Annotated in this window: 17 protein-coding genes; 12 read left to right on the forward strand and 5 right to left on the reverse strand. The window is 55.8% G+C overall.

Annotated elements, in window-relative coordinates; genetic code table 11:
- Nucleotides 1–221 precede the first annotated feature (221 nt).
- A complete protein-coding gene (locus K6123_RS11705; RefSeq protein ID WP_221797914.1) occupies nucleotides 222–1,598 on the forward strand; it encodes a TolC family outer membrane protein in 1,377 nt (458 codons plus the stop codon).
- A gap of 34 nt (nucleotides 1,599–1,632) precedes the next feature.
- On the opposite strand, the gene K6123_RS11710 is transcribed toward K6123_RS11705, so the two are convergent.
- Together K6123_RS11710 and K6123_RS11715 are read right to left on the reverse strand one after the other, a co-directional pair.
- A complete protein-coding gene (locus tag K6123_RS11710; RefSeq protein WP_221797916.1) occupies nucleotides 1,633–2,499 on the reverse strand; it encodes a 4'-phosphopantetheinyl transferase family protein in 867 nt (288 codons plus the stop codon).
- A gap of 76 nt (nucleotides 2,500–2,575) precedes the next feature.
- On the reverse strand, nucleotides 2,576–4,507 hold the full coding sequence (locus K6123_RS11715) for a TonB-dependent receptor plug domain-containing protein (RefSeq protein WP_221797918.1): 1,932 nt from the start codon (nucleotides 4,505–4,507) through the stop codon (nucleotides 2,576–2,578).
- A 218-nt stretch (nucleotides 4,508–4,725) separates the two neighbouring features.
- Here K6123_RS11715 and fes point away from each other — a divergent pair, with 218 nt between their 5' ends.
- From fes to K6123_RS11750, 7 genes are all read left to right on the forward strand, one after another.
- The gene (gene fes / locus K6123_RS11720; RefSeq protein ID WP_221797920.1) at nucleotides 4,726–6,042 is read left to right on the forward strand and encodes an enterochelin esterase; all 1,317 of its coding nucleotides are present in this window, start codon (nucleotides 4,726–4,728) and stop codon (nucleotides 6,040–6,042) included.
- A complete protein-coding gene (locus tag K6123_RS11725; protein ID WP_221797922.1) occupies nucleotides 6,039–6,284 on the forward strand; it encodes an MbtH family protein in 246 nt (81 codons plus the stop codon). Before fes ends, K6123_RS11725 begins: the two co-directional genes overlap by 4 nt.
- 86 nt (nucleotides 6,285–6,370) lie before the next feature.
- Nucleotides 6,371–14,020 (forward strand): non-ribosomal peptide synthetase, encoded by a 7,650-nt coding sequence (locus tag K6123_RS11730; protein WP_221797924.1) that lies wholly within the window; start codon nucleotides 6,371–6,373, stop codon nucleotides 14,018–14,020.
- Nucleotides 14,017–15,303, forward strand: coding sequence for an enterobactin transporter EntS (entS, locus tag K6123_RS11735; protein WP_221797926.1), 1,287 nt, complete (start codon nucleotides 14,017–14,019; stop codon nucleotides 15,301–15,303). Before K6123_RS11730 ends, entS begins: the two co-directional genes overlap by 4 nt.
- A 175-nt stretch (nucleotides 15,304–15,478) precedes the next feature.
- Nucleotides 15,479–15,955, forward strand: a complete 477-nt coding sequence (locus K6123_RS11740; RefSeq protein ID WP_221797928.1) for a hypothetical protein — start codon at nucleotides 15,479–15,481, stop codon at nucleotides 15,953–15,955.
- Nucleotides 15,956–16,119: 164 nt separating this feature from the next.
- Entirely contained in the window at nucleotides 16,120–17,511 is a 1,392-nt protein-coding gene (gene yegD / locus K6123_RS11745; protein ID WP_221797930.1) for a molecular chaperone, read from the forward strand.
- Between the two features lie 215 nt (nucleotides 17,512–17,726).
- The gene (locus tag K6123_RS11750; RefSeq protein WP_221797931.1) at nucleotides 17,727–18,353 is read left to right on the forward strand and encodes a YbhB/YbcL family Raf kinase inhibitor-like protein; all 627 of its coding nucleotides are present in this window, start codon (nucleotides 17,727–17,729) and stop codon (nucleotides 18,351–18,353) included.
- Nucleotides 18,354–18,548: 195 nt separating this feature from the next.
- On the opposite strand, the gene cysB is transcribed toward K6123_RS11750, so the two are convergent.
- Nucleotides 18,549–19,523 (reverse strand): HTH-type transcriptional regulator CysB, encoded by a 975-nt coding sequence (cysB, locus tag K6123_RS11755; protein WP_221797933.1) that lies wholly within the window; start codon nucleotides 19,521–19,523, stop codon nucleotides 18,549–18,551.
- A 121-nt stretch (nucleotides 19,524–19,644) separates the two neighbouring features.
- Between cysB and K6123_RS11760 the strand changes: the two genes are divergently transcribed.
- On the forward strand, nucleotides 19,645–20,415 hold the full coding sequence (locus K6123_RS11760; RefSeq protein WP_221797935.1) for a sulfite exporter TauE/SafE family protein: 771 nt from the start codon (nucleotides 19,645–19,647) through the stop codon (nucleotides 20,413–20,415).
- 73 nt (nucleotides 20,416–20,488) lie between these two features.
- On the opposite strand, the gene K6123_RS11765 is transcribed toward K6123_RS11760, so the two are convergent.
- Entirely contained in the window at nucleotides 20,489–21,322 is an 834-nt protein-coding gene (locus tag K6123_RS11765; protein ID WP_221797937.1) for a DUF72 domain-containing protein, read from the reverse strand.
- Nucleotides 21,323–21,654: 332 nt separating this feature from the next.
- Here K6123_RS11765 and K6123_RS11770 point away from each other — a divergent pair, with 332 nt between their 5' ends.
- The 3 genes from K6123_RS11770 (at nucleotide 21,655) to mnmH (ending at nucleotide 24,999) form a co-directional block, all read left to right on the forward strand.
- A complete protein-coding gene (locus tag K6123_RS11770) occupies nucleotides 21,655–22,722 on the forward strand; it encodes a 3-deoxy-7-phosphoheptulonate synthase (RefSeq protein WP_221797939.1) in 1,068 nt (355 codons plus the stop codon).
- A 103-nt stretch (nucleotides 22,723–22,825) separates the two neighbouring features.
- A complete protein-coding gene (gene selD / locus K6123_RS11775; protein WP_221797942.1) occupies nucleotides 22,826–23,884 on the forward strand; it encodes a selenide, water dikinase SelD in 1,059 nt (352 codons plus the stop codon).
- Nucleotides 23,884–24,999, forward strand: coding sequence for a tRNA 2-selenouridine(34) synthase MnmH (gene mnmH / locus K6123_RS11780; RefSeq protein WP_221797944.1), 1,116 nt, complete (start codon nucleotides 23,884–23,886; stop codon nucleotides 24,997–24,999). Before selD ends, mnmH begins: the two co-directional genes overlap by 1 nt.
- A 67-nt stretch (nucleotides 25,000–25,066) precedes the next feature.
- Here the strand turns inward: mnmH and K6123_RS11785 are convergent, their stop codons facing one another.
- Nucleotides 25,067–25,765 (reverse strand): hypothetical protein, encoded by a 699-nt coding sequence (locus K6123_RS11785; RefSeq protein ID WP_221797945.1) that lies wholly within the window; start codon nucleotides 25,763–25,765, stop codon nucleotides 25,067–25,069.
- Between the last annotated feature and the right edge of the window lie 43 nt (nucleotides 25,766–25,808).

A 25,808-nucleotide genomic window follows, 5' to 3' on the forward strand; every position in this document is an offset into this window, starting at 1 on the left:
TAATAATGATAATAATTATCATTAATGCTATTCCCGCGGCATTCGCCTCGTCAACCATCGGATAGGCAAAGATGAGAAATATTTACATTTTCAGTTACCCAAGACCGCCATTTCGAAATTTCGTCACTTTTAAGCCCACATTTCAGCCGTTAAAGTCATCTGGATCCCGCCAGCCTGTGGCCAACTACTGGTCCATTGGATTACTGGCAAGCAGTCTGTTGATGGCCCCCACCAGCGCACTGTCTCAAGCAGCAACCTGCCAACCTGGCGCCGCCTGCAGCCAGCAAAGCGGCTGGGCCGATACATCCATCACAAGCTTGTCCAGCGCCGTTCAACGGGCACTGGAACACGACGCCACCCTTTCTACTGCTCGCCAACAACGTCAGGTCGTACGATTTCAAACCGATCAGGCCCGTGCGCCACTGTTGCCACAACTGTCATTGCAACTGGACTACAACCAATATTCTGAGCGAGGCCGAGGACTGACCGGCAGCAGCCAGTCCGGCTATAGCGACTACGAAATCCGTAGTCTCAGTGCCAGCCTGCAACAAAGCCTGTTTAACGCCGGTGACTGGTATCGTTATCAGGCCGCCCTGTCCGCCGACCGCCAGGCGGCCATGACGTTACAGGCTGCACAGCAGGATTTATTACTGCGAACCAGCAGTGCCTGGTTCAACACCTTGCGCCAGCAGGATCTGTTGGCAACGCTGGAAAGCGAGCTGGAAGCATTACAACAAAGCTGGCAACAGAGCCGCCGCCGCCATGAAGCCGGTCTGGTAGTCTCACTGGAGGTACAGGAAGCGCGTGCGCGGATTGACCAGACCCTCGCCACACTGGTGCAGGCGCGCAATGATCTGCAGTTGGCGCGGCTGCAATTGCAACAACTGACAGGCGTAACCATTGCTGCCTTACCGAGCCTGGGCACTGTCAGGGTTCTGGAAGACAAGAGCCAGCAACAGTGGCTGGCGCTCGCAACGGGCAATAGCCTGGAATTGCAACAGGCCGGTCTTAGCCAGCAGCAAGCAGTCCAGGACAGGCAAGCCAGCCGCATGGACCTGCTTCCCAACGTGACACTGAATGCTGGCATCAGTCGTGAAGTTGAGGATGCCTGGCGTTATTCCGACGATGGCACTGGCACACCGCTTGACACCAACAGTCGATATATTGGCATTCAGGTTTCGGTGCCGCTGTATCAGGGGGGTGGTTCCTATGCCGCCAGCCGTGCTGCTGCCGCCACTCTGGCCGAACGTCAACAGCAGCTGCGACTGCAGCAACAATTATTGGAAACCGGCGTCCTCAGCCTCTATGCCCAACTGCAAAACCAGCAGGCCAGTATTGATGCCAGACAGCAGGCGCTGACGTCCGCCAACGCCACTCTGGCAGCAACCGAAGCAGCCTGGAACACAGGCTTGAGAAGATTTATTGATGTATTGAATGCTCGCCAGGCACGTTATGACGCCGAACGGGAACTGGCAGCCAGCCGCTATGATTACCTGATCAGCTGGTTGTCATTACACCGGGTCGCCGGAACCCTGGATAGCGAAGTGATTGCAGAACTGGATTCAGCGATTGAACCGCAGCACCGTCAAGGGGGCTGACGGCCAGACACAATACGGTGGAAGCAGGAATGGATCAGACGATCCGTTCCTGCGGTAACAATAGCCAGCTGACCATCATGGTGGCGTCCGGCCAGCCACATTGCCAACCCAACTCAAACTGTTTTCCAGCCGGAAATTCAGCCGACAGAGTGCGTTTCAACTCCATCGTGCAGGAGTGACCGCCTATTGCGACAACATCCGCATCACGATAATCAAAATACACGCCCACCAGTGGATATAACGCCTTGTAAAGAGACTCCTTGGCCGAAAACACCAGCGTCACCAGACAGCGCATAGTGTCTTCGTCACGGGTACCCATATGGCCAATCGCATCACTCAAAACGCCCTCAGCCACCCATTGCTTGAGACGCTCACGTTCAATGGCAGACGTCAGCACCGGCAATACGGCCATCGCTCGCTCATACGGCATACCACGGTCGATATCGATCCCGACACTTGCGAGCTGCTGTGCTGAAGCGGTAACGGCGATTGCCTTGCCAGCACAATGGCTGATAGAGCCAATCCGGTCGGCTGGCCAGAGCGGCTCACCAGCCGTTGCCCGTTCGACCCAGTGATGAGGAACATCCAGCGCATCTGAGGAATAACCCGGTTGGCTAACTGCAGCAGTTGCAGTCAGTTGGGCATCGGTGTGATTGAGCGACTGCCAGGCACAATAACGGGCAGCAACAAATTCGGTTTGCCGCCTGACGGCTGCATTACGGCCCTCCGGCCAGCAGTGATCCAGCACGGCCGCGAAAGGCAAGGAAGTAAAGGCCGCAGAAGGATAGTTCCAGCCAACTGCGAAACCGGCACCACCAACGTCAAGCAACACCAGCTCCTGTAAAAGCAGAACTGGCAGCTCCAGTGGCGTAAGCCAGGAAAATATAGCGGAATGAGACACTCGAACCCCCTGTGCTCCTCACCCGTTGGAATGAGGAGCATAGGCACACCATAAAACTGGTGGATTACAGCCCCGCTTAGAAGTTGTAAGTACCACCTACAAAATAGTTTCGTCCCAACTGTACGGTATTAACGTTGGCATCCATGTTCTGCAGGTTCACATCCGCCAGGTTGTTTACCCCGAATTTGATATCCAGATCGTCTGTTGCAGCCAGTTTGAAATTCAGGTCAGTACGGTAATACGACATTTTGACGTATTGAGTACCGACACCACTAACCCAATACGAATAATTAATACCACCAATGTAATTAACTTTCAGCATTGTCTTGAGAGAATCGGTTGTTTGCCAATCAATTGACAGATTGGCCTGGTGCTCTGGGCGATCCTCTACCACTGCGCCATCCTCGTCCTTGACGATCAGACGTGTGTAGTTTGCGGTGGTAAACCAATCGGTGCCGAGCTGCAGATCACCGCTCATTTCGTAACCTTTCGAGGTCACCTTGCTGCGGTTAACCCACTGCGGATAGTAGGTGCCATTGACCGCATCACCCAGTTCGCGCTCAATCTTATCCTTCACATCGGTCTTGAAGACGTCGGCGGACAATGACCAAATTGGCTGAACCACTTCAATACCAAATTCTTTCGACACACTGCTTTCCGGCTTCAGGTCCGGGTTACCCGGAATATAGCAGCTGCCGCCACAGCTGATTTCGTTGTATTCAGGGCTCAGGTAACGACCGTCAGGAGCCTTGAATGCCTTGCCTGCGCCACCTTTCAGGGTTACCGAATCATTCAGCTGATAGACCAGATAAGCTTTGGGAGACACATGACCACCAAACACTTCATGATGGTCATAGCGGCCACCCAGGGTCAGCAGCAAATCATCAGTCAGAGCCAGTTCGTCCTGCAGGAAACCGGCATATTGATCAATGCTGTACTTACCGGTTTCAACATAGTTAACCGGGTCTTCCAGTTCCTGATGACGGAAATCCAGGCCCGCGACCAGCGAGTGAATACCCTGCATCGTAGTGGCGTAGGTTTTACCGTAGATGTTGCTTTCCTGGGTATGGTGTTGCGGCACGGTATAGCTGGTGTTGTAGTCATCAACATCACTGTTTTCGTACTTCAGAAATGCCGTGGTGTTGAAGTCGCCAAACTCACCGGTGTGAGTCACTGCGACGTCATAACGGGTAATGCTCTGATCACGATAGCTACCGCTGCTGTACAGCTGACGTGGACGATCATCCTGGTTGTAGCCAAGGTCAATATCCACGCTCTGGTTATCAGCAATATCCAGCGTCAGGGTTGAAGCCAGGTTAGTAGACTGCTTTTCTTCCTGTTCAGGTACATCATCTTCACTGTTGGCGTACCAGGCATCCCGGGAATAGGTTTCAGCAGTAACAGACAGGCTGGCCATATCGGTCAGCGAACCCATTACGTTACCACCTACCCGATAACGGTTGCCTTCATCACCGGAAGTCACGCTGGTGTAGTCAGCACCCACGGAACCACGCCAGTCGCCAGCGGATTTTTTGGTAATGATGTTGATCACACCACCAATCGCATCGGAGCCATACAGCGCTGCCATCGGGCCACGAATCACCTCTACCCGCTCAATCGCAGACATCGGGATAGAGTTGAAGTCCGCATCACTGCCTTTTGCAAACGCACCACCGGAAGAAATACGCTTGCCGTTCACCAGCATCAGCGTGTATTGGCCTTCCAGACCACGGATCTGGATTTCATCACGGCCTGATGTATCAGACAGGTTGTTCACACCAGCGGTAATGCGCAGCAGGTCACCCAGGCTGTCCACCGGGCTGGATTCGATCTGTTCTGCAGTCATCACACTGGTGAAAGCCGGCGCTGTTTCGATTGCTCGCGCAGACATAGTCGCACTGACAACCACTTCCTCCATGACCGGATTTTCGTCCGTTTCTTCAGCCCAGGCCTGGGCCGCTACTGCATTGGCCACTACCAGTGCCACAAAAAGCTGCTTGCGTTGCATTGCTTGATCCTCAATCCCATCTCATTTGATATTAATTATCATTTGTAAATGCTAGTGAGATTCAAATCAATACCGTAATGAGAAATTTTTCGTCAAGACATGAAACTTTTTGCTTTTGTGCTACTCATGCCAACTTTAATTGATAACTATTTGCATTTGATAGAACACCAGAATAACATCTGCCCAGATTTCAATCATTACAGCGGGAGGACCCGGCTATGAATCCGCAAATCTGTGCATCCAGTCGCCGACCGACTCACCCCGCCCCGGCTGAAAAATGGCTTAAGGAAATAGCCACAGGTACAGATCAGTGGTGGCTACAGGTCGCTCAACAAGGAACCCCCCTGGTTTTGGAGCAGGATCAATACGGCTGTGAACTGATGTTCCTGTGGCGCCAGCCAGTCGCTGAAGAAACACCGGGGGCGGTTCTGATTGAACTGTTTTCCGCCACCGCTCACCCCTGCGACGAACTGACAGTCATGACACATTTGAGCGGCACCGACGTCTGGTACTGGCAGATCCGCTTGCCTGCCAACTGGCGTGGCAGTTATCGACTGGTACCGGTGCCGAAACACCGTTTACCGGCGCCGATGCCAGCCGCTCGGCGATTGCGGCGGCAGTGGTGGATTGAAGTACTGGAGCAATTTGCCGAAGCAGATACGCTCAATCCCAACCCGTCCTATGGTGCTTTGGAACAATCGCCGTTGAGCTGGTTTGACCTGGGTTTGGGTGACAACAACCGGGTTCAGCCCATTGCGCCAGCTGGCCAGCGATACGTAGTTGACTGGCATAGCGAATTACTGGCGAATCAGCGCGAAGTGCTGCTTTACCGGACCTCCAGCCTGTCCGAATCGGCAGCAGGCAGCGCTGCACGACCATTGATCCTGTTGCTGGATGGCCAGTGGTGGAGCCGCGAGTTACCGGTATTTGAAGAGCTTGATCAGCTGACGGTCGAAGGCCTGTTGCCTGCTGCTGATTACCTGCTGCTGCCATCGCTCGATAACGACACCCGCTATCGGGAACTGGGCGATTCCGGGTCATTCTGGCAGGCCTTGCAGCAAGAACTATTGCCACTACTGCAAAGCCAGATCCGTGATTTGGCCAGCCAGGTTGAACTGGTCACTGGCCAGAGTCTGGGAGGTCTGGCGGCCCTGGTCGCGCATTTACAGTGGCCAGAGCAGTTTGCCGCCGCGTTGTGCCAGTCGTCGTCATTCTGGTGGAATGACGTCACCTTCGCCGATATGGATCATCCGCACCCGGAACAGGCACCACTGATTCAGCAGGTGCTGCATGAACGCTTTCCACAACCACAATTACGACGCCGGGTAATGCTGCAGGCTGGCCGTTATGAACCCGGCATGGACCGGTTGTCGGCCTTCATGCACCAGGCCCTGCGTCTCACCGGCCATCACAGCCGCTTTGATTATTTCAATGGCGGGCATGATCGCATTTGCTGGCGCTCTGCCTTGTTGGAAGGCATCTGTCAGCATTTTTCTGCCAACCCGTTTCTGGCCAAAGGAGGATCTGGATTATGAGCCAGCTGAACAATAACTACGTGAATCCATTCGACGATGTCAGTTTGCCCTTCACTGTGCTGCGCAATCATCAGCAGCAATACAGTCTGTGGCCGCAATTCGCCGCCCAGCCAGCAGGCTGGAGCCTGTGCTTTGGCCCAGCCAGCCAGCAGCAATGCATCGAGTGGGTCGAACAGCACTGGCAGGACATCCGTCCCATGGCCAGTCCGGCCGTGACGACCTCTGAACAGGCCCCTCTCTAAACCCTGATTTATCCAATATTTGTACGCAGCCGACGGGATCACTTTTACACCCGGGACTACGCACGCCTTGAGTAAGGAAAAGCACCATGACCAGTGCCCATTTGAATGCTGCTTCTGAACTGGCGCAACACCCTGCTGCCAACACCGGGGTGACCGATTCCGGCACGGTCAGCTGGCGGTCTGCGCCCATGCTGGACGGCCAACAAGCGATCTGGCTGGCCGATCAGCTGGGTGAAGAAGACCATGTTTACGCCATCAGCCACTGTGTTGAATTGCGCGGCCAGCTGAACGCAGACTATTTGCAGCAGGCTATTCGAATGGGCATTGCGGAAGCAGATACCGTCTGTGCCCGCTATCCACTGTCGAGCGCCACAAACCCGCAAACCACCGCTGGTATAGCGCCAATGCAACTGGCGTCCGGCCTCAACTGGCAGGATGTTGAAGCCCCGCGCTGGCTTGATGCGACCGAATTAGCAGGCGCAACCAGCAGCATGAACGCCGCCGAACTGCGGCAGCTGGCGTTTGACTGGATGTGGCAACAAAGCCGCGAACCTTATTCGGTAAGCTCCCCACAACCACTGCAACAACAGCAGGTTATTATTCGGCTCTCCAACACCGACGAGAGCCAGCCCGACAGCCCGCAGCATTGGCTCTGGTTCCAGAAATTCCACCACCTGATGCTGGATGGTTTCAGTTTCACCGCACTGACCCGCCGTATCAGTGATATTTATCAGCAGCTGTGGCACCAACAGCCAGTGTCGGCCAGCCCCTTCACAGCAGTCGCCGATGTCAGCAACGAATATCAGCAATACCGGCACAGCGAGGCCTGGCAGCAGGACAAACAATTCTGGTTCGACAACTGCGCCACTGCTTCGCCGGTCTACACCTTATCCCGACAGGGTCCAGCCAATGACCTGCCAACCGCTCGCATTGTCAGTCACCAGCAATGGCTCGATGCCGAGACCCTGAGCCAGCTGCATCAATTGTCTCAGCAGCTGGGTAACGAGCTGAAAGCCTCACAAAAACCGGCGCTGTCGGACTGGATCATGGCCTGGCTGACCGCCTATCTGGCCCGCTACACCGGCCTCAACCGTCACCGTGTTGGCGTACCCTTTATGCGTCGTATGGGTTCCGCTGCCATTCGCTCCACCGCACCAGTAGTCAATGTTCTGCCAGTGCAACTGGATCTCGAAGAGCACACCGACTGGCTCGAACTGGCCTGCCATATCAAACAACAGTTGAAAACCGTACGCCGCCACCAGCGTTACGACGCCGAACAGATCCAGCGCGATCAGCAACACCTAAATGACCAATCAGGCAAACTGTATGGGCCGCTGCTGAACTACAAACTGTTCGATTTCCAGTTGCAGCTGCCCGCTGCCGAGGCCGAAACCCACCATCTGGCTACCGGTCCGATTGACGATTTTGAATTTGGCATTCTGGTTCATGACGACCGTATTCTGCTGGAACTGCGTGCTGAACAGGGTCGTTACCAGCCAGAAGAACTGCAACAACACGGCGAACGCTTGCAGCAGCTGCTGCAACACTGGCTGGAGCACCCCAAAACAGCGGTTCAGCAATTACCCTTGCTGACCGCAACCGAGCATCAGCAACTGCAGCAGTGGAGCAACGGCCTGCAGGTCGAACCTGAGGCTGGTCAGCAAACCATCCTGGCGACGCTGTTTGCATCGTTACAGGCACAACCGGCTCAAACCGCGCTGATCTGCGGCGAGCAGCAACTCAGTAACGAACAGGTTCAGCAGCGCATCCAGCAACTGAGCCACTGGCTGATTCAACAACAATGCGGCCCTGGCACCATAGTCGCAGTCGCGATTCCCCGTTCGGTCGATGCCTTGCTGGCGATGCTGGCGGTAATGAACAGTGGCGCAACCTTTATGCCGGTGGATCTGGATTATCCGGCCGAGCGTATTGCCATGATGTGCGAAGATGCCGCCCCCTCATTGCTGCTGAGCCGCTCGGATGCGGAAGCTGACTTCCCCAGCAGCCTGCCACGGCTGAACATCGACCAGCAGCAAGCCGAAATCGAAGCGATGCCGAACGGGCCGGTCACCGATCAGCATCGCCTGTCGCCCTTGTGCCGCCAGCATATCGCCTATGTGATTTTTACCTCTGGCAGTACTGGCCGCCCCAAAGGTGTAATGAACAGCCACGGCGCCTTGCTGAACCTGCTGACCTCCCACCGCCAGAGCATCTATTCACCGGCCCTCGAACAACAGCAACAGAATCATCCAGGGCGGCCGTTGATGGCAGCCCACACCCATTCGTTTTCGTTTGATTCTTCCTGGCTGCAGGTGTTCTGGCTGGTACTGGGGCAAACCCTGGTGATCTTCGATGAACAACAGCGCCGTGATGCCCACGGGCTGGCGGAGTCCATTCGCCAGCTGCCCATCGACGCCCTTGATCTGCCCCCTTCGTTCTGTAGCCAGTTGCTGAATGCGTTGGAATTGCAGAATCAGCAAGCCGAATCAGCCCATTGGCCAACGCTGATTCTGATTGGTGGCGAAGCCGCACCGGCAGCCCTGTGGCAACAGTTGCGGCAGTTACATCAGCAGTATGGCTTACAGTCGCATAACCTCTACGGACCAACCGAATACACAGTCGACACCTTGCGTGCCGCCATTGCCGAACATCCAGAGCCCGTTATCGGCCGACCGATTGGCAACACCCGCGCGCTGGTACTGGACGGCCGTTTGCGACAGCTGCCTGCAGGCGTCATTGGTGAGCTGTACCTCAGCGGTCGTGGACTGGCGAATGGTTATCTTGGCCGGGCCGACCTGACCGCCGCCCGTTTTGTCGCCAATCCATTCATCAGTGCCAGCTCGGCCAATGCCGAACGCATGTACAGGACCGGCGATCTGGTGCGTTGGTCTGAGCAGGGCCAACTGGAGTACCTCGGCCGCAGTGATGACCAGATCAAGATCCGTGGTTACCGGGTTGAGCTGGGTGAAGTTGAAAACGCCCTGTCGTTGCTGGACGGCGTTGAAAGCACCGTGGTCATCACCGAAACCATCAATAACAGCCACCGCTTGCTGGCCTACTGCGTTGCCGCCGACCCGCAAGCCTTGCAACAGCAGGGGGCGCAATCACTGGCACAACAATGGCTGAGCCAATTGCATCAGCAGCTGCCCGATTACATGGTGCCGTCAATCTTGATGGTACTGGACGATTTTCCCCGCAATGTCAGTGGCAAGATTGATCGCAAGGCCCTGCCGACGCCACAACAGTGGCTGGCCAACCAGCCGCAAGCGCTGACCAATGACGCCCTGTCGCCGCTGGAAACGGTGTTGATAAAACACTGTACCGACGTGCTGCAATTGCCCCAGGCGCAGCCAGAAGATGACTTTTTCATGCTCGGTGGCGATAGCATCAGCGCCATCATGCTGTGTGCGGCGCTGAGAAGCAGCGGTTATCAGCTGCGTCCGGCGAGTATTTTTACCTTGCGGAAACTGGCCAGTATTGCCGCGGCCATCACGCCATCGACTGATATCAGCGCCAACACTGACATCAGCGCCAGCAATAACATCAGTGCCAACCGCACGATTGAATTCAGTGATGGCGACCTACAGCTGTTGCAACGTGAATACGGCGAGTCGCTGTTTGTCAGCGCCCTGCTGCCGCTACAACAAGGTATGTTGTTTGAAACCCTGTTTGGTCAGGACCTGCAGCAAACCGAAGAAGACCAGCCACAGGCCAACTACAACGCCTTTACCCGCCTGCACTTCCACGGGCCATTGGATGCCTGGCGGCTACAACAGTCGCTCGATCAGCTGTTACAGCAATATCCCCAGCTCAATGGGCTGTTTGACACCCATAGTCTGAGCGACAGTGTGTTTGTCTATCCACCAGCGACCCGAGCCGATCACTGGCCGATGGCAATCCTCGATCTGTCTCCACTGCCAGCCAGTCAGCGGCTTCAGCAACAGCAGCAAGCTGAACAGCAAATGCTGCAGCAGCCAATGAACAGCGCCAGCTTCGGTGGTCTGATTCGCGCCCAGTTGTTCAAACACGATGATCAACAGTGGCAACTCTTGCTGGTCATTCACCACCTGGTCACCGATGGCTGGTCAAGCCCACTGATACTGAACAGCCTGTGCCAGAACTATCACCAGCTTACAAGCGGGTCGAAACTGCAAAAGCCAGCGGATCCGGGCAGCTACGCCAATGTCGTCAACCAGCTGGCCGCACGAGATCCAGGCCCCGCCCGTCAGCACTGGCAGCAACAACTGGCCAACATCCAGCCATGCCGCCTGTTTGAAGAAGCTGACAGCACAGCGCTGGTTGAAGAATTACAGCTGACATTGGCACCGCAGCAGCACCGGCAACTACAGCAACAACTGCAAGCACGCGGGCTGACCCTCAATGCCCTGATGCAAGGCTTGTGGGCATTGGCGCTGCACGGGCTGAGTGGCCGCAATGAAGTGGTGTTTGGTACACCGGTATCGGGTCGTCAGGCCGACGTTGCCGGTCTGCAACAGCAGGTTGGTTTGTTCCTTAACACCTTGCCGGTACGGGTTAACCTGGATGTGCAAACGTCACTGTGGCAGCAGTTAGCCGATATTCAGCAACAACATCTGACCAATCTGGATTTTGATACGATCGGGCTGGCGGAAATCCAGCAGCTGGCCGCCGCTTCACAGCTGTTCGACAGCTTGCTGGTAGTGGAAAACTACCCTGATAACCGTTACCTCAGCGAGCCACTCAGTGCCGCCGCCGACGGCCGTCCGGCGCTGACCATCATCCAGGTCGATAACCGTGGTTACAGTCATTACCCGCTGGCGCTACTGGTAATCCCGGAAGATGGCCTGAGCCTGCTGCTGGAGAATCGCGGTGCGCTGACCAGTGCGCAGGCACAAGCCTTGTTGCAGCGGCTGGAGTTCTGGCTGCAGCAGCTGCTTCAGCAACCTGATACGCCGATTTGCCGCTGGCCAATGTTGAGCAACGGCGAACAGCATCAGATTGACCAGATCAACCAGACCCTCTGGCCGCTGCCGAAAACCAGTTTGCGCAGCCTGTTGCATCAGCAGGCCCGACGTTCGCCGCAGGCCATGGCCCTGCAAGACGACCAGCATCAGCTCAATTTTGCGGAGCTGAGATTGCAGGTCAGTGCGCTGGCCAGCCAACTGCGTCAGCAAGGCATAGGCCCGGGCGATATTGTGGCGGTTGCCTTGCCGCGCTCGGCCTGCCTCAGCATTGCCATTCTGGCCGTGATTGAAAGTGGTGCCGCCTATTTGCCGATGGAGCTGGATTACCCGGACGAGCGACTGGCAATCATGCTGGAAGACTCTGCCGCCCGTTTGCTGATCAGCCATTCCAGCCAACAAGCCCGCTTCGAGCAGATTCAGGCGGGCAGCCAATTGGCCATTCCACTGCAGTTGCTGGATCACTTGCCGCTACAACCGGGACAAGCGCTGGCAGACAGCCCTGAAAACGAATTGGCTATTCGCCGCCAACAGCTGCAAACCCTGATGGACAGTCTCAGTGATGATCAGCTCGGCCTGCAACCAGACCACCCGGCCTATCTGATCTTTACCTCCGGCACCACAGGGCGTCCCAAAGGCGTGCTGGTTTCTCATCAAGCCATCGTCAACCGCATCTTGTGGATGCAGCACCAGTATCCACTGGGGCCGGACGATGCGATTCTGCAGAAAACGCCGTGCAGTTTTGACGTCTCGGTATGGGAATTTTTCTGGTCCTATCTGACAGGTGCAAGACTGGTGATGGCAGCACCCGACGTTCACAAAGACCCACAGGCTCTGGCTGACACCATTGAGCGTTTTGGGGTTACAACCCTGCACTTTGTGCCGTCAATGCTGGCGCTGTTTACGGCGTCGCACCAGCACAACACCTCCAACGCGAACGTGCGTTGCAGCAGTCTGAAACAGGTGTTCTGCAGCGGCGAAGCACTGACCAAAACCCAGGCCCGTAATTTCCGCTCAGTGTTCAATGCCGAGCTGCACAACCTCTATGGACCAACCGAAGCCGCTGTCGACGTCAGCTGGCAGCCAGCCTTTGCTGAAGGACTGGATGCCGGTGGTGCCGGAGTGGCGATTGGCAAACCGGTGTGGAATACCTGCCTGTACATTCTGGACCAGTACCTGCGGCCAGTCGCCCCGGGCTGCGCCGGGGAGCTGTACCTGGCCGGCATTCAGCTGGCGCACGGTTATCTTGGCCGCCCGGATCTGACCGCCAGCCGCTTTGTTGCGGACCCATTTGGCGAACCCGGCAGCCGCACGTACCGTACCGGTGACCTCGCTCGCTGGCTCGATAGCGGTGAAGTTGAATACCTCGGCCGAGCGGATGACCAGATCAAGATTCGTGGTCAACGGGTCGAGCTGGGCGAAATCGAAAGCCAATTACGGCAGCAGCCGGAAGTCGCCAACGCGGTCGTCCAGGCTGTCGAACTCGGTCAGCACGATGACAGCATGGACAGCCGTCAACTGGTTTGCTGGCTGGTCGCTCGTGCTGGCGCTAACAGCAGTACAAATCCCGCAGAGCTCGCCAACCGCATTCGCCAGCGCCTCAGCACCACTCTGCCCGCTCATATGGTGCCAGTGGCGGTGGTCTGGATGGATGAATTACCGCTTAGCCCCAATGGCAAGCTGGATCGCAAGGCTTTGCCATTACCAGCGACAGAATCCACAGCCCGCCAGTCTGGCCGGGCTCCGGTGGCGGGGCTGGAAAGCCGTCTGGCGCGGCTGTTTGAACGGCTGCTCGGCCGAGCAGTTATGGCGGAAGATGACTTCTTTGCCATCGGCGGCCATTCGTTATTGGCGATGCAGCTGGCGGCCCTGGTTCGCAAGGAGCTCAAACGCGACATCAGCGTCGGACAGATCATCCTTAATCCGACGGTGGCCAGTCTGGCGGAACAGCTGAACAGCGACGTCATGCTGAACGACTTTGGCCAGCAGGGCTTTGGTGAAGTGCTGCCATTACGCAAAGGTCTGACCCAGGGCCAGCAGCTGTTGTGCTTCTGCCCGGGTTCCGGCTTTGCCTGGCAATACAGCGTGCTGTCACGCTACCTGGACCCGAACTGGAGCATTACGGGCCTGCAATCGCCGCGGCCAGATGGTCTGATTGCCCGTAGTGCTGACATGCAGGAACTGATTAATCGCCAGCTGCAGATCATCCGTTCGATACAGCCTCAGGGGCCGTATTACCTGCTCGGTTATTCCCTCGGTGGCACCATCGCCTGGCACCTGGCGCGCAGGCTGGAGGATCTCGGCGAACAGGTGGCCTTCCTCGGTCTGCTCGATACCTATCCAACCGAAGTTCACGACTGGAATGACCCCGAAGGGGCTGAGGCCAGCGCCGGGGCGGAACGCGAGCAACAACAGCTGCTCACCGATGCCATGAATGCCGGTGATGAGACGGCAGAATCTGAAAATCAGGCTATCCAGCAAGAACGTGACGCCATGCTGCAGCAGATTTTCGCCAACTATCAGGATGCCGTACGGCTGTTAGCCAAAACCCGTACGCCGACCTATAAGGGCAATGCCGAATTGTTTGTCGCCAACCGAGATTTGCCGGATTACATCGACCCGGGCAACGACTGGCTGAGCTACATCCGTGCCCCTCAGTCGCTACAGCTGCATCTGCTCGACAGCAGCCACGAAGACATTTTGTCACCCGCCTCCTTGCAGGTGTTGGGGCCCTTACTGAATAGCAGGCTGAATGAAAGTCTCAACCAGAGTCTGAACACGGAGAACAAGCAATGAAACGCTCACTGATGGTGGACTTTGGTTTGCTGGCCAGCAACCGCGACTTCCGCAATGTGTTTATCGCACGCACCATTTCCCTGCTGGGACTGGGCATGTTGTCGGTGGCCTTGCCGATTCAGGTGTTTGACCTCACCGCCGACAGCTTTCAGGTCGGTCTGGTGATGTCACTGGAAGGTATCGGCCTGTTCATTGGCCTGCTGTACGGCGGCGTGCTGGCGGATCGGTATAACCGTAAACGCCTGATCCTGCTGGCACGGGGCATCTGTGGGCTGGGGTTTGTCGGGCTCGCCGCCAACGCCATGTGGCTGCCAGAGCCTTCCTTGTATGCCATCTGGTTACTGGCGATCTGGGACGGCTTTTTTGGGGCTATCGGTGTCACCGCCCTGCTGGCTGCCATGCCTCATATCGTTGGCCGCGAAAATCTGATGCAGGCCCGGGCAATCAGCATGGTCAGCATGCGATTGGCGACGGTGATTTCTCCAGCCCTCGGCGGTCTGGTGGCTGCCAGCCTGAGTGTCGCCTGGAACTATTGGCTGGCCGCCATCGGTACCGGACTGACGCTGCTACCGCTGTTAAAGCTGCCAGACATGCGTCCGCCAGAACCTGATGAAGAAGAGCATCCGCTGGCAGCGATTGCCTCCGGCTTCCGTTACCTGCTGGAAAATCGCATCGTTGGTTGTGTGGTGCTGGCCGGTACGCTGGTGACTCTCACCACCGCCATTCGGGTGTTGTTTCCACAGCTCTCTGAAACGGTTTATCACACCGGGCCAGCGGAAGTCGGGCTGATGTACTCGGCGATTGCCCTGGGTGGCACACTCGGCGCCCTGGTCAGTGGCTGGGCCAATCATTTACAACGACCGGGCCAGACCATGTTGCTGCTGAGTCTTGGCGTTTATGGCTGTGTGATGGCGCTGGGGCTAGTCAGTCTGTTCTGGCTGGCGCTGCTGGTGCTGATTGTGATGGGCTATCTGGTGTCGATCACCGCACTGTTGCAGTACACCCTGGTGCAGGGTCACACGCCAGATCAGTATCTCGGCCGCATCAATGGCATCTGGACCGCCCAGGATGCCTCTGGTGATTCCATCGCCACACTGGCGGTTGGTGCCATGGGAAAAAGTCTCAGCACCCTGTCGAGTGTACTGGTGATCGGAGCCTCCACCCTGACACTCGGAGTGTTAATGACGCTGGGATTCCGCCAACTGGCGAACGCCGGTTTCCAGGCGGAAGCAGACGAGCAGCCGGATCAACCAGACACTGCAGCGTCTGATCAACCAGCCTGACCCTCAAACCGCTGCTTTTCGCTCCGCTACTTCATGGTCTGCAGTGCAGGCCATGAAGCTACAACTACTTCACATATTTTTGTCAATCTCGGTAAATAAAGACGGTTTACTTTATTTGTTCATTCGCTGGCACCAGAATGGCCGCTCTTTTATTCAGAACTTGCAAGGAAACACCATGAAACGCCTGCTTTTGCCTGCCCTGTCATTGGCATTACTGACTTCTACGGCCATGGCAGCCAAACCTGATTTTGCATCCAATGCTGATACCGATGCCATGCAACAGCAAGGTAAGGAAATGCAAGACAAGGCTAAGGACAAGCTGAAAGGCAAGTCTGAAGAAGCCCACGCCAATGCCGCCGAGAAGAAGGCGGAAGGCCAACAGAAAGCGGAAGACGCTCGTTCAAAGGGTGCAGAGAAGCGCGAAGAAATGAGCGACAAGGCTCACGAGAAAGGTGATGCGGCCAAGGAAAAAGGCCAGCAGAAACTGGAAGACGGCAAGCAGCAAGCCAAAGACAAAATGACCGAAGGCCGCGAAAAAGCCGACGAAAAAATGGGTCAGGCCAAAGAAGCGAAGGCCCGGGAAGAGAAGGCTGCAGAAGAAAAAGCCAAGTCAGAAAAAGAAGACAAACCATGGTGGAAATTCGGCAGCTGATCCAGCCGCTGTTTTTACCTGCATTCCGTCAGGCTGTGTTCACGGCCTGACTCCCCAACCCCTCCTCCTGTTTTCTGACGCCCGACTGTACTTCTATCTGTCATGCTGGTGTGATAGCTTGCGCGGCTTTTTTGACCCCGGCGACCACACGGAGAAGAACACTGATGATCTGCGGCTTTGACTACGGCACTTCCAATTGCGCGATGGGCGTACTGGACGACCAACAAATTCGACTGGCGCAGGTTGATGGTGACAAATCCTTTATGCCGTCCGCGCTTTATGCGCTGGGACGTGAGCTGATCTGCGAACAGGTGGGTCTGCAGCTGCCAGCAGGCACAGTGCGGGACGAATTTGTGAATGATCGTCGTGGCCAACTGGCGATGGCCCGCCGCATCCTCGATGAGCTGGATCTCGGCCCCGCCAACAGCGACGACGAACCCGTGATGTTTGTCGGCCAGCAGGCCTTTGGCCACTACTTCGCTGATCCGGAAGAAGGTTATTTTGTTAAGTCGCCGAAATCCTATCTGGGTGCCAGCGGCCTGCGGCCGGAATTTGTTGGCTTCTTCGAAGACATAGTCACGGCCATGATGCAGACGGTCAAACAACGTGCCGAGACGTCATTGGGACGCGAGTTGACACATACCGTGATCGGCCGTCCGGTTAACTTTCAGGGTTCACTGGCGACGGACAGCGGCGCTGAACAAAGTAACCAGCAAGCGCTGGCGATTCTGACCAAGGCCGCCAAACGCAGTGGTTTCCGCGAGGTGGAATTCCAGTTTGAGCCGATTGCCGCCGGGCTCAGTTTCGAGCGCGACCTGACCGAAAACAAGACCGTCCTGGTGGTTGATATCGGCGGTGGTACCACCGACTGCGCCATGGTGCGAATGGGCCCGGATCACCGCCAGCTGGCCGACCGCAGTGCCGACTTCCTTGGCCATACCGGTGAGCGAACCGGCGGTAACGATCTTGATATTGCGCTGGCTGGCAAACAACTGATGCCGCTGTTCGGCATGACCGCCGATCTCAAAAGCGGCAAGCCGATGCCCACCAAAACCTTCCTTGATGCAGTTTGCACCAACGATGTCAGCGCACTGGGGCGTTTTGCCAGCCTCGAAACCACCCTGTATTTGCAGCAACTGCAACGGGATTGTCTGCAACCGGAACTGATCGCCCGGCTGCTGAAGCTGCAACACAACAAGCAGAACCAGCAGTTGGTACGGATGGCCGAAAACGCCAAGATCGCCTTGTCAGACAGCCCGCAAGCCCGGGTTGAACTGGAGTTTGTTGAAGCGGGTTTACATACGCTGATCAGCGGCGACCAGTTACGGCAGGCCATCGAGCGGCCGTTGCAACGGATCACTGAATTGATGAAGGAAGCCGTTCAGCAAGCCGGCCGGGCACCGGACCTGGTGTTTGTCACCGGCGGCAGTGCCCGCTCACCGGTGATTCGTGAAGCGGTTGCCCGCACATTGGGGGATATTCCGCTGCTCGACGGCGATCACTTTGGTAGCGTGGTGTCGGGCCTGACCGAATGGGCCGAGCGGATTTATCGTTAATCCGTCGTCAACAATAAAGGGGGCAAGTCCCTGCATGCCAGGACCCTACAGTTGGACGGCCGTCAGAGACAGGCATGCCGAGGATAGAATTTGCGTAGGGGCAAGGCATGCCTTGCCTGTAAAAACAGAACCGTTTGATTAACGGAATTCACTTGAGCGCAGCAGGTCCCATCGGCACACTATTTCAATAAATGCGCTCACCTGGAGGACGAATAATGAAACTGGAAAGCACCAGCCTGACCGATGGCCAGCCGATTCCGCCGCAATACGCTTTTGCGGTTCCTGCTACTGAAGGCCACGTCAGCCTGTCCGACAACCTCAATCCACAACTTGCCTGGTCTGATGCGCCAGCCGCCACCAAATCCTTTGTGGTGGTCGTGCATGACCCGGATGTGCCGTCAGTCGGTGACGACGTCAATCAGGAAGGCAAGCAGGTTCCAGCGGATCTGCCGCGCGTCGATTTCTACCACTGGTTGCTGTGGAATATTCCGGCAGATGTGACTGAATTGGCCGAGGGCAGTCACTGTGGCGGCATTACCGCCAAAGGTAAATCCGGCCCGGACGCTCCCGCAGGGTATGTTCATGGTCTGAATGATTACACCGGCTGGTTTGCCGGTGATGCCGATATGGGCGGCGATTATTACGGCTATGATGGCCCTTGCCCGCCATGGAATGATTCCATTATTCACCACTATCACTTCACGGTTTATGCGCTGGATGTCGCTACGCTGGAACTGGGTGCCGGGGTTAACGGTGCCGGATTACTGGTGGCTATTGAAGGTCATGTGCTGGATCAGGCGAGTTTGGTAGGTACCTATACTCTGAATCCAGAACTGCTTTGATTTTCTATCTGCGTTGCCACTGCAGCGTTAAAAACAGGCTCAAATCGGTTATTTATTACGCATAAACTCCCTCTTTTCTCCTGTTTTTGCCTTGCATTGACTGCCTCGAAAACAAAAATCAACAGCCTGATAATCAATAAACAATGGGCGAGCGGATATTCCGTTCGCCCAGCAGTTTGAATGCCGCCAAATGACTCAGTATTCCGGCAACTTGATGGCCTTGAAGAGTTCGCTGATTTCCGCCTTGCTGGCACACATGGACGCTTCGTCGATCAGCTTTTTGGTCAGGTGTGGCGCAAATTCCTGAATAAAGTCATACATGTAGCCACGCAGGAAGGTGCCTTTGCGGAAGCCAATCCGGGTTACGCTCGGGGCAAACAGATGGCTGGCGTCAATAGCAACCAGATCGGCATCCGCTTCCGGATCAATCGCCATGCTGGCAACGATACCCACCCCCACGCCCAACCGCACATAGGTCTTGATAACGTCAGCATCTGCAGCGGTGAAAGCCACTCGCGGCGTCAGGCCACGGCTCTTGAAGGCATCATCCAGCTTGCTGCGACCGGTAAAACCAAATACATAAGTTACCAGTGGATAGGCGGCCACCTGCTCCAGTGACGGCCGTTTGAACTGGGCTAACGGGTGGGTTTTTGGCACCAGAATCGAGCGATTCCAGCGGTAACAGGGCATCATGATCAGATCGTTAAACAGCTCCAGCGCTTCGGTGGCAATGGCAAAATCAACGTCACCACTGGCCGCCATTTCGGAAATCTGCATCGGCGTGCCCTGATGCATATGCAGGCTGACATCCGGATAGTGCTTCATGAAACGCTTGATGACGTCAGGCAGTGCGTAACGGGCCTGGGTATGGGTGGTTGCCAGCGTCAGTGAGCCTTTCGATTCATCACTGAATTCCTGGGCTACCTGCTTGATGCTTTCAACCTTGCGAAGAATTTCCCCGGCAATTTGCAGAATCGCTTCACCAGCCGGAGTCACCCGGGTCAGGTGTTTGCCACTGCGGGCGAAGATCTCAACTCCCAGCTCATCTTCCAGCAAACGAATCTGTTTACTGATGCCTGGCTGAGAGGTGTAAAGCACCTGTGCCGTGGCCGAAACATTCAGATCGTGATGGGCAACTTCCCAAATGTACTTGAGCTGTTGAAGTTTCATGATCCCTCCCCCTTTGAATTCCTGTTATAAAAATATAAATAAATATTCTTTTTAAGTATAGATCATAGCCACTAGAGTAGCCCTGCAAATCCTCCCAAAGAATGGCAGCGACTACCGACACATGGACATCTTGTTATACATACTCGCCGGCGCAGGTGTCGGATTTATAGTGGGTCTGACCGGTATTGGTGGTGGTGCGCTGATGACTCCGTTGTTGCTGTTATTTGGCTTTCCTGCCCATACGGCGATTGGTACCGACCTGATGTATGCAGCGGTGACCAAGGCCTCTGGCGCCTGGTCCCACCACCGTCAGGGGCATATTGACTGGACCATTCTTCGACGCCTCGCACTGGGGAGTATAAGCGCCTCCCTTATCACAGGTCTTGTGCTTGATTTGTATTTTGATGACTCCGAGCAATATGGTCACATTTTGACCAACGTGCTGGGTGCCATGCTTTTGATTACCGCTTTCTCGATTATTTTCCGTCGTGGTATCCAGCAATGGTCCGGTAAATTGCTGGGCGACCACCCCGCTCGTATCGCCGCCCTGACCGTCATTGCCGGGGTTGTGCTGGGCGTGCTGGTAACCCTGTCATCGGTTGGCGCTGGTGCCATTGGTACCGCGCTGCTGATGATTCTTTACCCGGCCCTGCGTTCTACCAATGTAGTCGGAACCGACATTGCCCATGCAGTACCACTGACGTTTGCTGCGGGTTTGATCCATATATATCTGGGCAATGTGGACTTTGTTTTGTTGGGTGCATTACTGGTTGGTTCCGTGCCTGCGATTCAGGTGTCGTCGCGACTCGCAAAACACATTCCCGACAGCGTGTTGCGCAGCATCCTGGCCAGCATGCTGTTTGGCCTGGGTCTGAAATACGCGCTGTTTTAGCAGCGCCATTGATTACCGTTTCTTGTCCAGGCATGCCGGGACCCTGCAGTCATCCCAAAACAAACTTGTTGGGTTAACCCCACAAATCACCGGTCACTCCGGCCGCCTGCTCACCGGGCCACTCAACCTCCTGCTGCCAGTAATGTTGCATGATCCAGCGATGAAACTCGGGGACATCGCGGTTACCAGCGGTATGCCAGAACACATAGGGTGAACGGCCTTCGGCGAGCCATTGGTTCAGCTTGCCGAACCACTGCTGCAGGTAGGTGTGATTGGCGGCAAAGTAGCGATAACCGATAAACCGCACCACCGGATTCATCCCCGTTGCCACCGCATGTACTGGCATCCGCGGCTTCTTGCGCTGGGCATCGAGCAATTCCTCGTCATCACCCTGCTCCGCCATAATCCCGCGGGTATCAAACATCACCCGGTCAACCTGACGATTGGCCAACTCCCGCAGCAGCACAGGTTCATTAACCGTTTTATCGAAGAACGACAGATGACGGCATTCCACCGCCAGAGACAACGGCTGCCCGCCACTCCAGCGACTGGACAACAGCTCGTCCAGCACCGCTATTAGCTGCCCGATGCGGCTGGCATCAAAGGTCGCTGGCAGCTGTAACATGATGACGCCAAGTTTGTCGGGCGCTGTGGTTTGAATGGTATTGAGAAACTGGCCGAACGGTTTTCCCGCCGGGCCGTTAAGCGCCTGCAGCATGTCTCGGCTGTGGCTGATGTCCCGTGGAATCTTGAAACAGAAGCGGAATGGCGCTTCGACCTGCTGCAACCATTGCTGCAAGCGCTGTTGATCCGGCAAGGCATAAAAGCTGGTATTGCCTTCTACCGAACTGAACACCTGGCTGTATTCCGGCAACGCCTGAGCGCTGCTTTGGTCCAGTGTCATCATTTTGCCGCGCCACTCTGGCATAAACCACATCGGCAGGCCCATTCGGATACGGGGCGAATTCAGGTCAACCGTCGATAATCCTGATTGACTGAATAAATGTGTTTTTTTCGTTGCATTTGTCATAATCGGACGAACATAACTAACCGTACATTGTAAGATATCGTTTTGGCATACATGTTGGCAGGCTCTGCGGCCAGAGCCAGCATTATGCAAAGTTAACTGCCAGATACCCACTCGCACGGCCAAATTGGCCGCTGCAGTACTCGTCAACGAACGAGGCGGCAGAGCTCAAGAGCGTCAACAGAACAAGACAACAGAGAATCAGTAGCCTTATGTCAGACAATCGTGTTGAAGACTTGAACATTGAGTCGATCACCCCTCTCATTACTCCGGCCAGCCTGAAAGCCAAATTGCCAATTTCCGAAGCGGCAGTTGCCAGCGTACGTGAAGGCCGTCAGGTTATCCGTGACATTCTGGATCGCAAGGACAAGCGCATTTTTGTGGTAATCGGCCCTTGCTCCATCCATGACGTTGATGCTGCCAAGGATTACGCCCAGCGTCTGAAGACCCTGTCTGAAAAGGTCAGCGACACTCTGTATCTGGTAATGCGGGTTTATTTTGAAAAACCGCGCACCACGGTTGGCTGGAAAGGCCTGATCAACGACCCTTACATGAACGACACCTTCAAGATTGAAGATGGTCTGCACATTGGCCGTCAGCTGCTGCTGGATCTGGCTGAAATGGGCCTGCCGCTGTCGACCGAAGCTCTGGATCCGATTTCGCCACAATACATGCAGGACCTGATCGCCTGGTCTGCCATTGGTGCTCGCACCACCGAATCCCAGACTCACCGTGAAATGGCGTCCGGCCTGTCTTGCGCCGTCGGTTTCAAAAACGGCACAGATGGCAGCCTGACCGTTGCCACCAACGCGCTGCAATCCGTTGCCAGCCCACACAATTTCCTTGGCATCAATGAACAAGGTGCTGTGGCTATCGTTCGAACCCAGGGCAACCAATACGGCCACGTGGTGCTGCGCGGTGGTGGTGGTAAGCCAAACTATGACTCAGTCAATGTCTCTTTGGCTGAGCAAGCATTGGCGAAAGCCAGGCTGGCCAACAACATCATGATCGACTGTTCCCACGAGAATTCCAGCAAGAACCCGGCGTTGCAGCCACTGGTACTGGAGAATGTGACCAACCAGATTCTGGAAGGTAACCAGTCAATCATTGGTCTGATGGTGGAATCCAACATCAAACATGGTCGTCAGAACATTCCGGAAAATCTTTGTGATCTGGAATACGGCCTGTCAGTAACCGACGGCTGTATCAGCTGGGAAGAAACCGAAGAGGCCCTGCTGACCATGCACGAAAAACTGAAAGACGTGCTCGGCAACCGCTGAGTTCGGCCTGCTGGGAACGAACCCGGGTTCGTTCCCTCCTGACAATTCGCCCGCATCCCCGTATCATTCCGCGCTTGCAAAAATTTCTGCTGGAGCGCGTCCGATGTCTGAATCCCCTATCCGCCTGACCGAGTATTCCCACGGCGCTGGCTGTGGCTGCAAAATCTCTCCCAAGGTGCTGGACAAGATTCTGGTGTCACAGCTACAACTGCCTGAGTTCCCCAATCTGCTGGTTGGCAACAGCTCAAAAGACGATGCTGCCGCTTACGATATTGGCGATGGTCAGGTGGTACTGAGCACCACCGACTTCTTTATGCCGATCGTCGACGATGCCTTTGATTTTGGCCGTATCGCGGCCACCAATGCCATCAGCGATATCTACGCCATGGGTGGCAAGCCCTTGATGGCAATCGCCATTCTCGGCTGGCCGATCGACAAACTGGCACCGGAAATTGCCCAGCAAGTGGTTGAAGGCGGTCGTCAGGCCTGTGCCGATGCAGGTATTCCGCTGGCAGGCGGGCATTCCATCGATGCTCCGGAGCCGATTTTTGGTCTCGCCGTGACTGGCATAACCAGCAAGGACGCTCTCAAGCAGAATAACCAGGCACAAGCCGGTGATTTGCTGTATCTGACCAAGCCGCTGGGCATTGGCATTCTGACCACCGCCCAGAAAAAGAAAATCCTCAAACCCGAGCACACGCATCTGGCCCGCGACATCATGTGTCAGATGAACAAGGTTGGCGCCGAGGTTTCCAAACTCGACGGTGTGCACGCCATCACCGACGTCACCGGTTTTGGCCTGATGGGCCACCTGCTGGAAGTCTGTGAAGGCAGCGGCGTTAACGGCGAAGTCGAGCTGGCGCGTGTGCCTGTGATTCCGGAAGCCGCTGAATATCTGGCTCAGGGCGCAATTCCCGGTGGCACCCTGCGCAATCAAGACAGCTACGGCCATAAACTGGCCGAGATGCCACAGGAGGTGAAAAACCTGCTGTGCGATCCACAAACCTCCGGTGGTCTGCTGATTGCTATTGCCCCTGAACACGCCGCAAGGCTGGAAGCATTGCTGGCAGAGGCTGGCGTCCAACACCAGGCCATCGGCCAGTTGAGCGAACGTGCGGCCAATAGCGATGCAGCGTTTGTAACCGTCAAAGGTGATTTCTGATGACAGACCAGCGCCGCCCGGACGCCAAAGAATTTCTGGATATTTTCCTGAACGATATCCCGTTAATCGACACCCGCGCGCCGATTGAATTCCGTAAGGGGGCCTTCCCGACCAGTACCAGCTTGCCGCTGATGACCGATAGTGAACGCGCCAAAGTCGGCACCTGCTACAAAAACCAGGGACAGGAAGAAGCCATCAAGTTGGGTCACTCGCTGGTTAAAGGCGAAATCAAGGAACAGCGCGTTAACGCCTGGATCGATTTTGCCCACCAGCACCCGCAAGGCTACCTGTATTGCTGGCGCGGCGGTCTGCGCAGCCAGATCTGTCAGCAGTGGATGCACGAAGCCGGTTGCGACTACCCGCGTATCACGGGGGGCTACAAGGCCATGCGTACCTGGGTGCTGGAACAGTTTCAGCGTCACTGCGACGACATGCCGAAAATCGTGCTGGCAGGCAAAACCGGCTGTAACAAGACCGGCTTGCTGAACGCCCTTGATAACAGCATTGATCTGGAAGGTCTGGCCAATCACCTTGGCTCAGCCTTTGGCAAACGCCCGGATGGCCAACCCAGCCAGCTGGATTTTGAAAACGCCCTCGGCGTTGCCATGATCAAGGCCGACCACAGCGCCGCCGGTCAAAACGGCCAACGCATTGTGTTCGAAGACGAAAGCATGCTGATCGGCCGTTGCGCCCTGCCGCATGAGTTTCGCGCCTCGCTTAACCAGAGCCCTGTGGTCTTACTGGAAACCACGCTGGAAGAACGCATCGAGCACAGCTACAACAACTACATTCTGGCCAAGCTGGCCGACTGGCAGCAGCAAGTTGGTGAAGAAGAAGCCTTCGCCCGTTTTGCCCATGACCTGACCGACTCCCTCAAGCGCGTGCAAAAGCGTTTGGGCGGCGTGCGTTATCAGCAGCTGGCGATGCAAATGGAAGAAGCTCTCAGCGCTCATCAAATGGGCAACCCGGAATTGCATCGTGGCTGGATCACCGCATTACTGGTTGATTATTACGACCCCATGTATGAATACCAGCTCAGCAAAAAGCTGGATCGGGTGGTATTCCGTGGTAATCGCGAGGAAGTCAGGGAGTACCTGACGGCGGTTAAAGCCTGAGCTAACGCCCGGGTTGATAGTGCGCCCACCAGCACGGATGGGCGCCGGGCACTGCCCTCGTGAGAAGTTACTTCTGCGTCATCTGTTTCTTGAGCTTTTTAACCGCGCCTTCCGCCAGCGGAATCAAAAAGATATCAGCATCTTCGATCTTGTCGGTCGCCACACCCAACACATAGTTGGTGCCAACCGTATAGTACTTGCTGGAGTTGAAGGTAACGGACTCATCCCAGAACAGCTTGTCCTTCTTCAGATGACCCTTGATATCCAGCGTCATGGCGGGCTTGACCTTATAGGTTTCAGTGCGGGTGCCCAGACCGATACCGGCTGAGGTGGTTTCCATCGAGGGATAATCCACATTGCCGGTCACCACCAGATAATCGCGTTTGTACTCCGGGTACTGGTAGGTCAGGCTGACCAGTTCGTTCTGGTTGCCATACTGCATCGACACCTTCAGTGCTTCTTCTGCCACCAGCGGAATGCCGGACGCTTCGCGAATGCCCTTGATCAGAATCTGCTCGAAGCTGGTCAGCTGTTCAGCCAGCTTTTCGTTTTCCTTGTCATCCATGGCATCCTGAATGCCCTGCACGACGCGCTGAATTTCTCCGAGTTTGGCCAACAGGCTTTTATCTGACTCATTGGCGCCGGTCAGCGGCTGCATATTGATGGTGATTTGCTGAATATGCACATCACCGGAATAACTATGGGTTAGTTGCTGGCTGACACAGCCTGTCAGTGCTACTGACATCAACAGCAGAAACCATTTCACTGTATTACTCCTCAAGCATCCGCCTGGTCAATTATCAGGAAGC

The sequence above is a fragment of the Oceanobacter mangrovi genome, assembly GCF_019740315.1.
Classification (GTDB): Bacteria; Pseudomonadota; Gammaproteobacteria; order Pseudomonadales; family Oceanobacteraceae; genus Oceanobacter; species Oceanobacter mangrovi.

Excerpts from the sequence above, each read along its gene's own strand:
- selD (WP_221797942.1), top strand. The coding sequence starts at position 22,826 with ATGTCTGAATCCCCTATCCGCCTGACCGAGTATTCCCACGGCGCTGGC.
- K6123_RS11730 (WP_221797924.1), top strand. The coding sequence starts at position 6,371 with ATGACCAGTGCCCATTTGAATGCTGCTTCTGAACTGGCGCAACACCCT.
- cysB (WP_221797933.1), bottom strand. The coding sequence starts at position 19,523 with ATGAAACTTCAACAGCTCAAGTACATTTGGGAAGTTGCCCATCACGAT.
- K6123_RS11760 (WP_221797935.1), top strand. The coding sequence starts at position 19,645 with ATGGACATCTTGTTATACATACTCGCCGGCGCAGGTGTCGGATTTATA.
- K6123_RS11705 (WP_221797914.1), top strand. The coding sequence starts at position 222 with ATGGCCCCCACCAGCGCACTGTCTCAAGCAGCAACCTGCCAACCTGGC.
- K6123_RS11765 (WP_221797937.1), bottom strand. The coding sequence starts at position 21,322 with ATGATGACACTGGACCAAAGCAGCGCTCAGGCGTTGCCGGAATACAGC.
- K6123_RS11715 (WP_221797918.1), bottom strand. The coding sequence starts at position 4,507 with ATGCAACGCAAGCAGCTTTTTGTGGCACTGGTAGTGGCCAATGCAGTA.
- K6123_RS11740 (WP_221797928.1), top strand. The coding sequence starts at position 15,479 with ATGAAACGCCTGCTTTTGCCTGCCCTGTCATTGGCATTACTGACTTCT.
- K6123_RS11770 (WP_221797939.1), top strand. The coding sequence starts at position 21,655 with ATGTCAGACAATCGTGTTGAAGACTTGAACATTGAGTCGATCACCCCT.
- K6123_RS11750 (WP_221797931.1), top strand. The coding sequence starts at position 17,727 with ATGAAACTGGAAAGCACCAGCCTGACCGATGGCCAGCCGATTCCGCCG.
- entS (WP_221797926.1), top strand. The coding sequence starts at position 14,017 with ATGAAACGCTCACTGATGGTGGACTTTGGTTTGCTGGCCAGCAACCGC.
- yegD (WP_221797930.1), top strand. The coding sequence starts at position 16,120 with ATGATCTGCGGCTTTGACTACGGCACTTCCAATTGCGCGATGGGCGTA.
- fes (WP_221797920.1), top strand. The coding sequence starts at position 4,726 with ATGAATCCGCAAATCTGTGCATCCAGTCGCCGACCGACTCACCCCGCC.
- K6123_RS11725 (WP_221797922.1), top strand. The coding sequence starts at position 6,039 with ATGAGCCAGCTGAACAATAACTACGTGAATCCATTCGACGATGTCAGT.
- mnmH (WP_221797944.1), top strand. The coding sequence starts at position 23,884 with ATGACAGACCAGCGCCGCCCGGACGCCAAAGAATTTCTGGATATTTTC.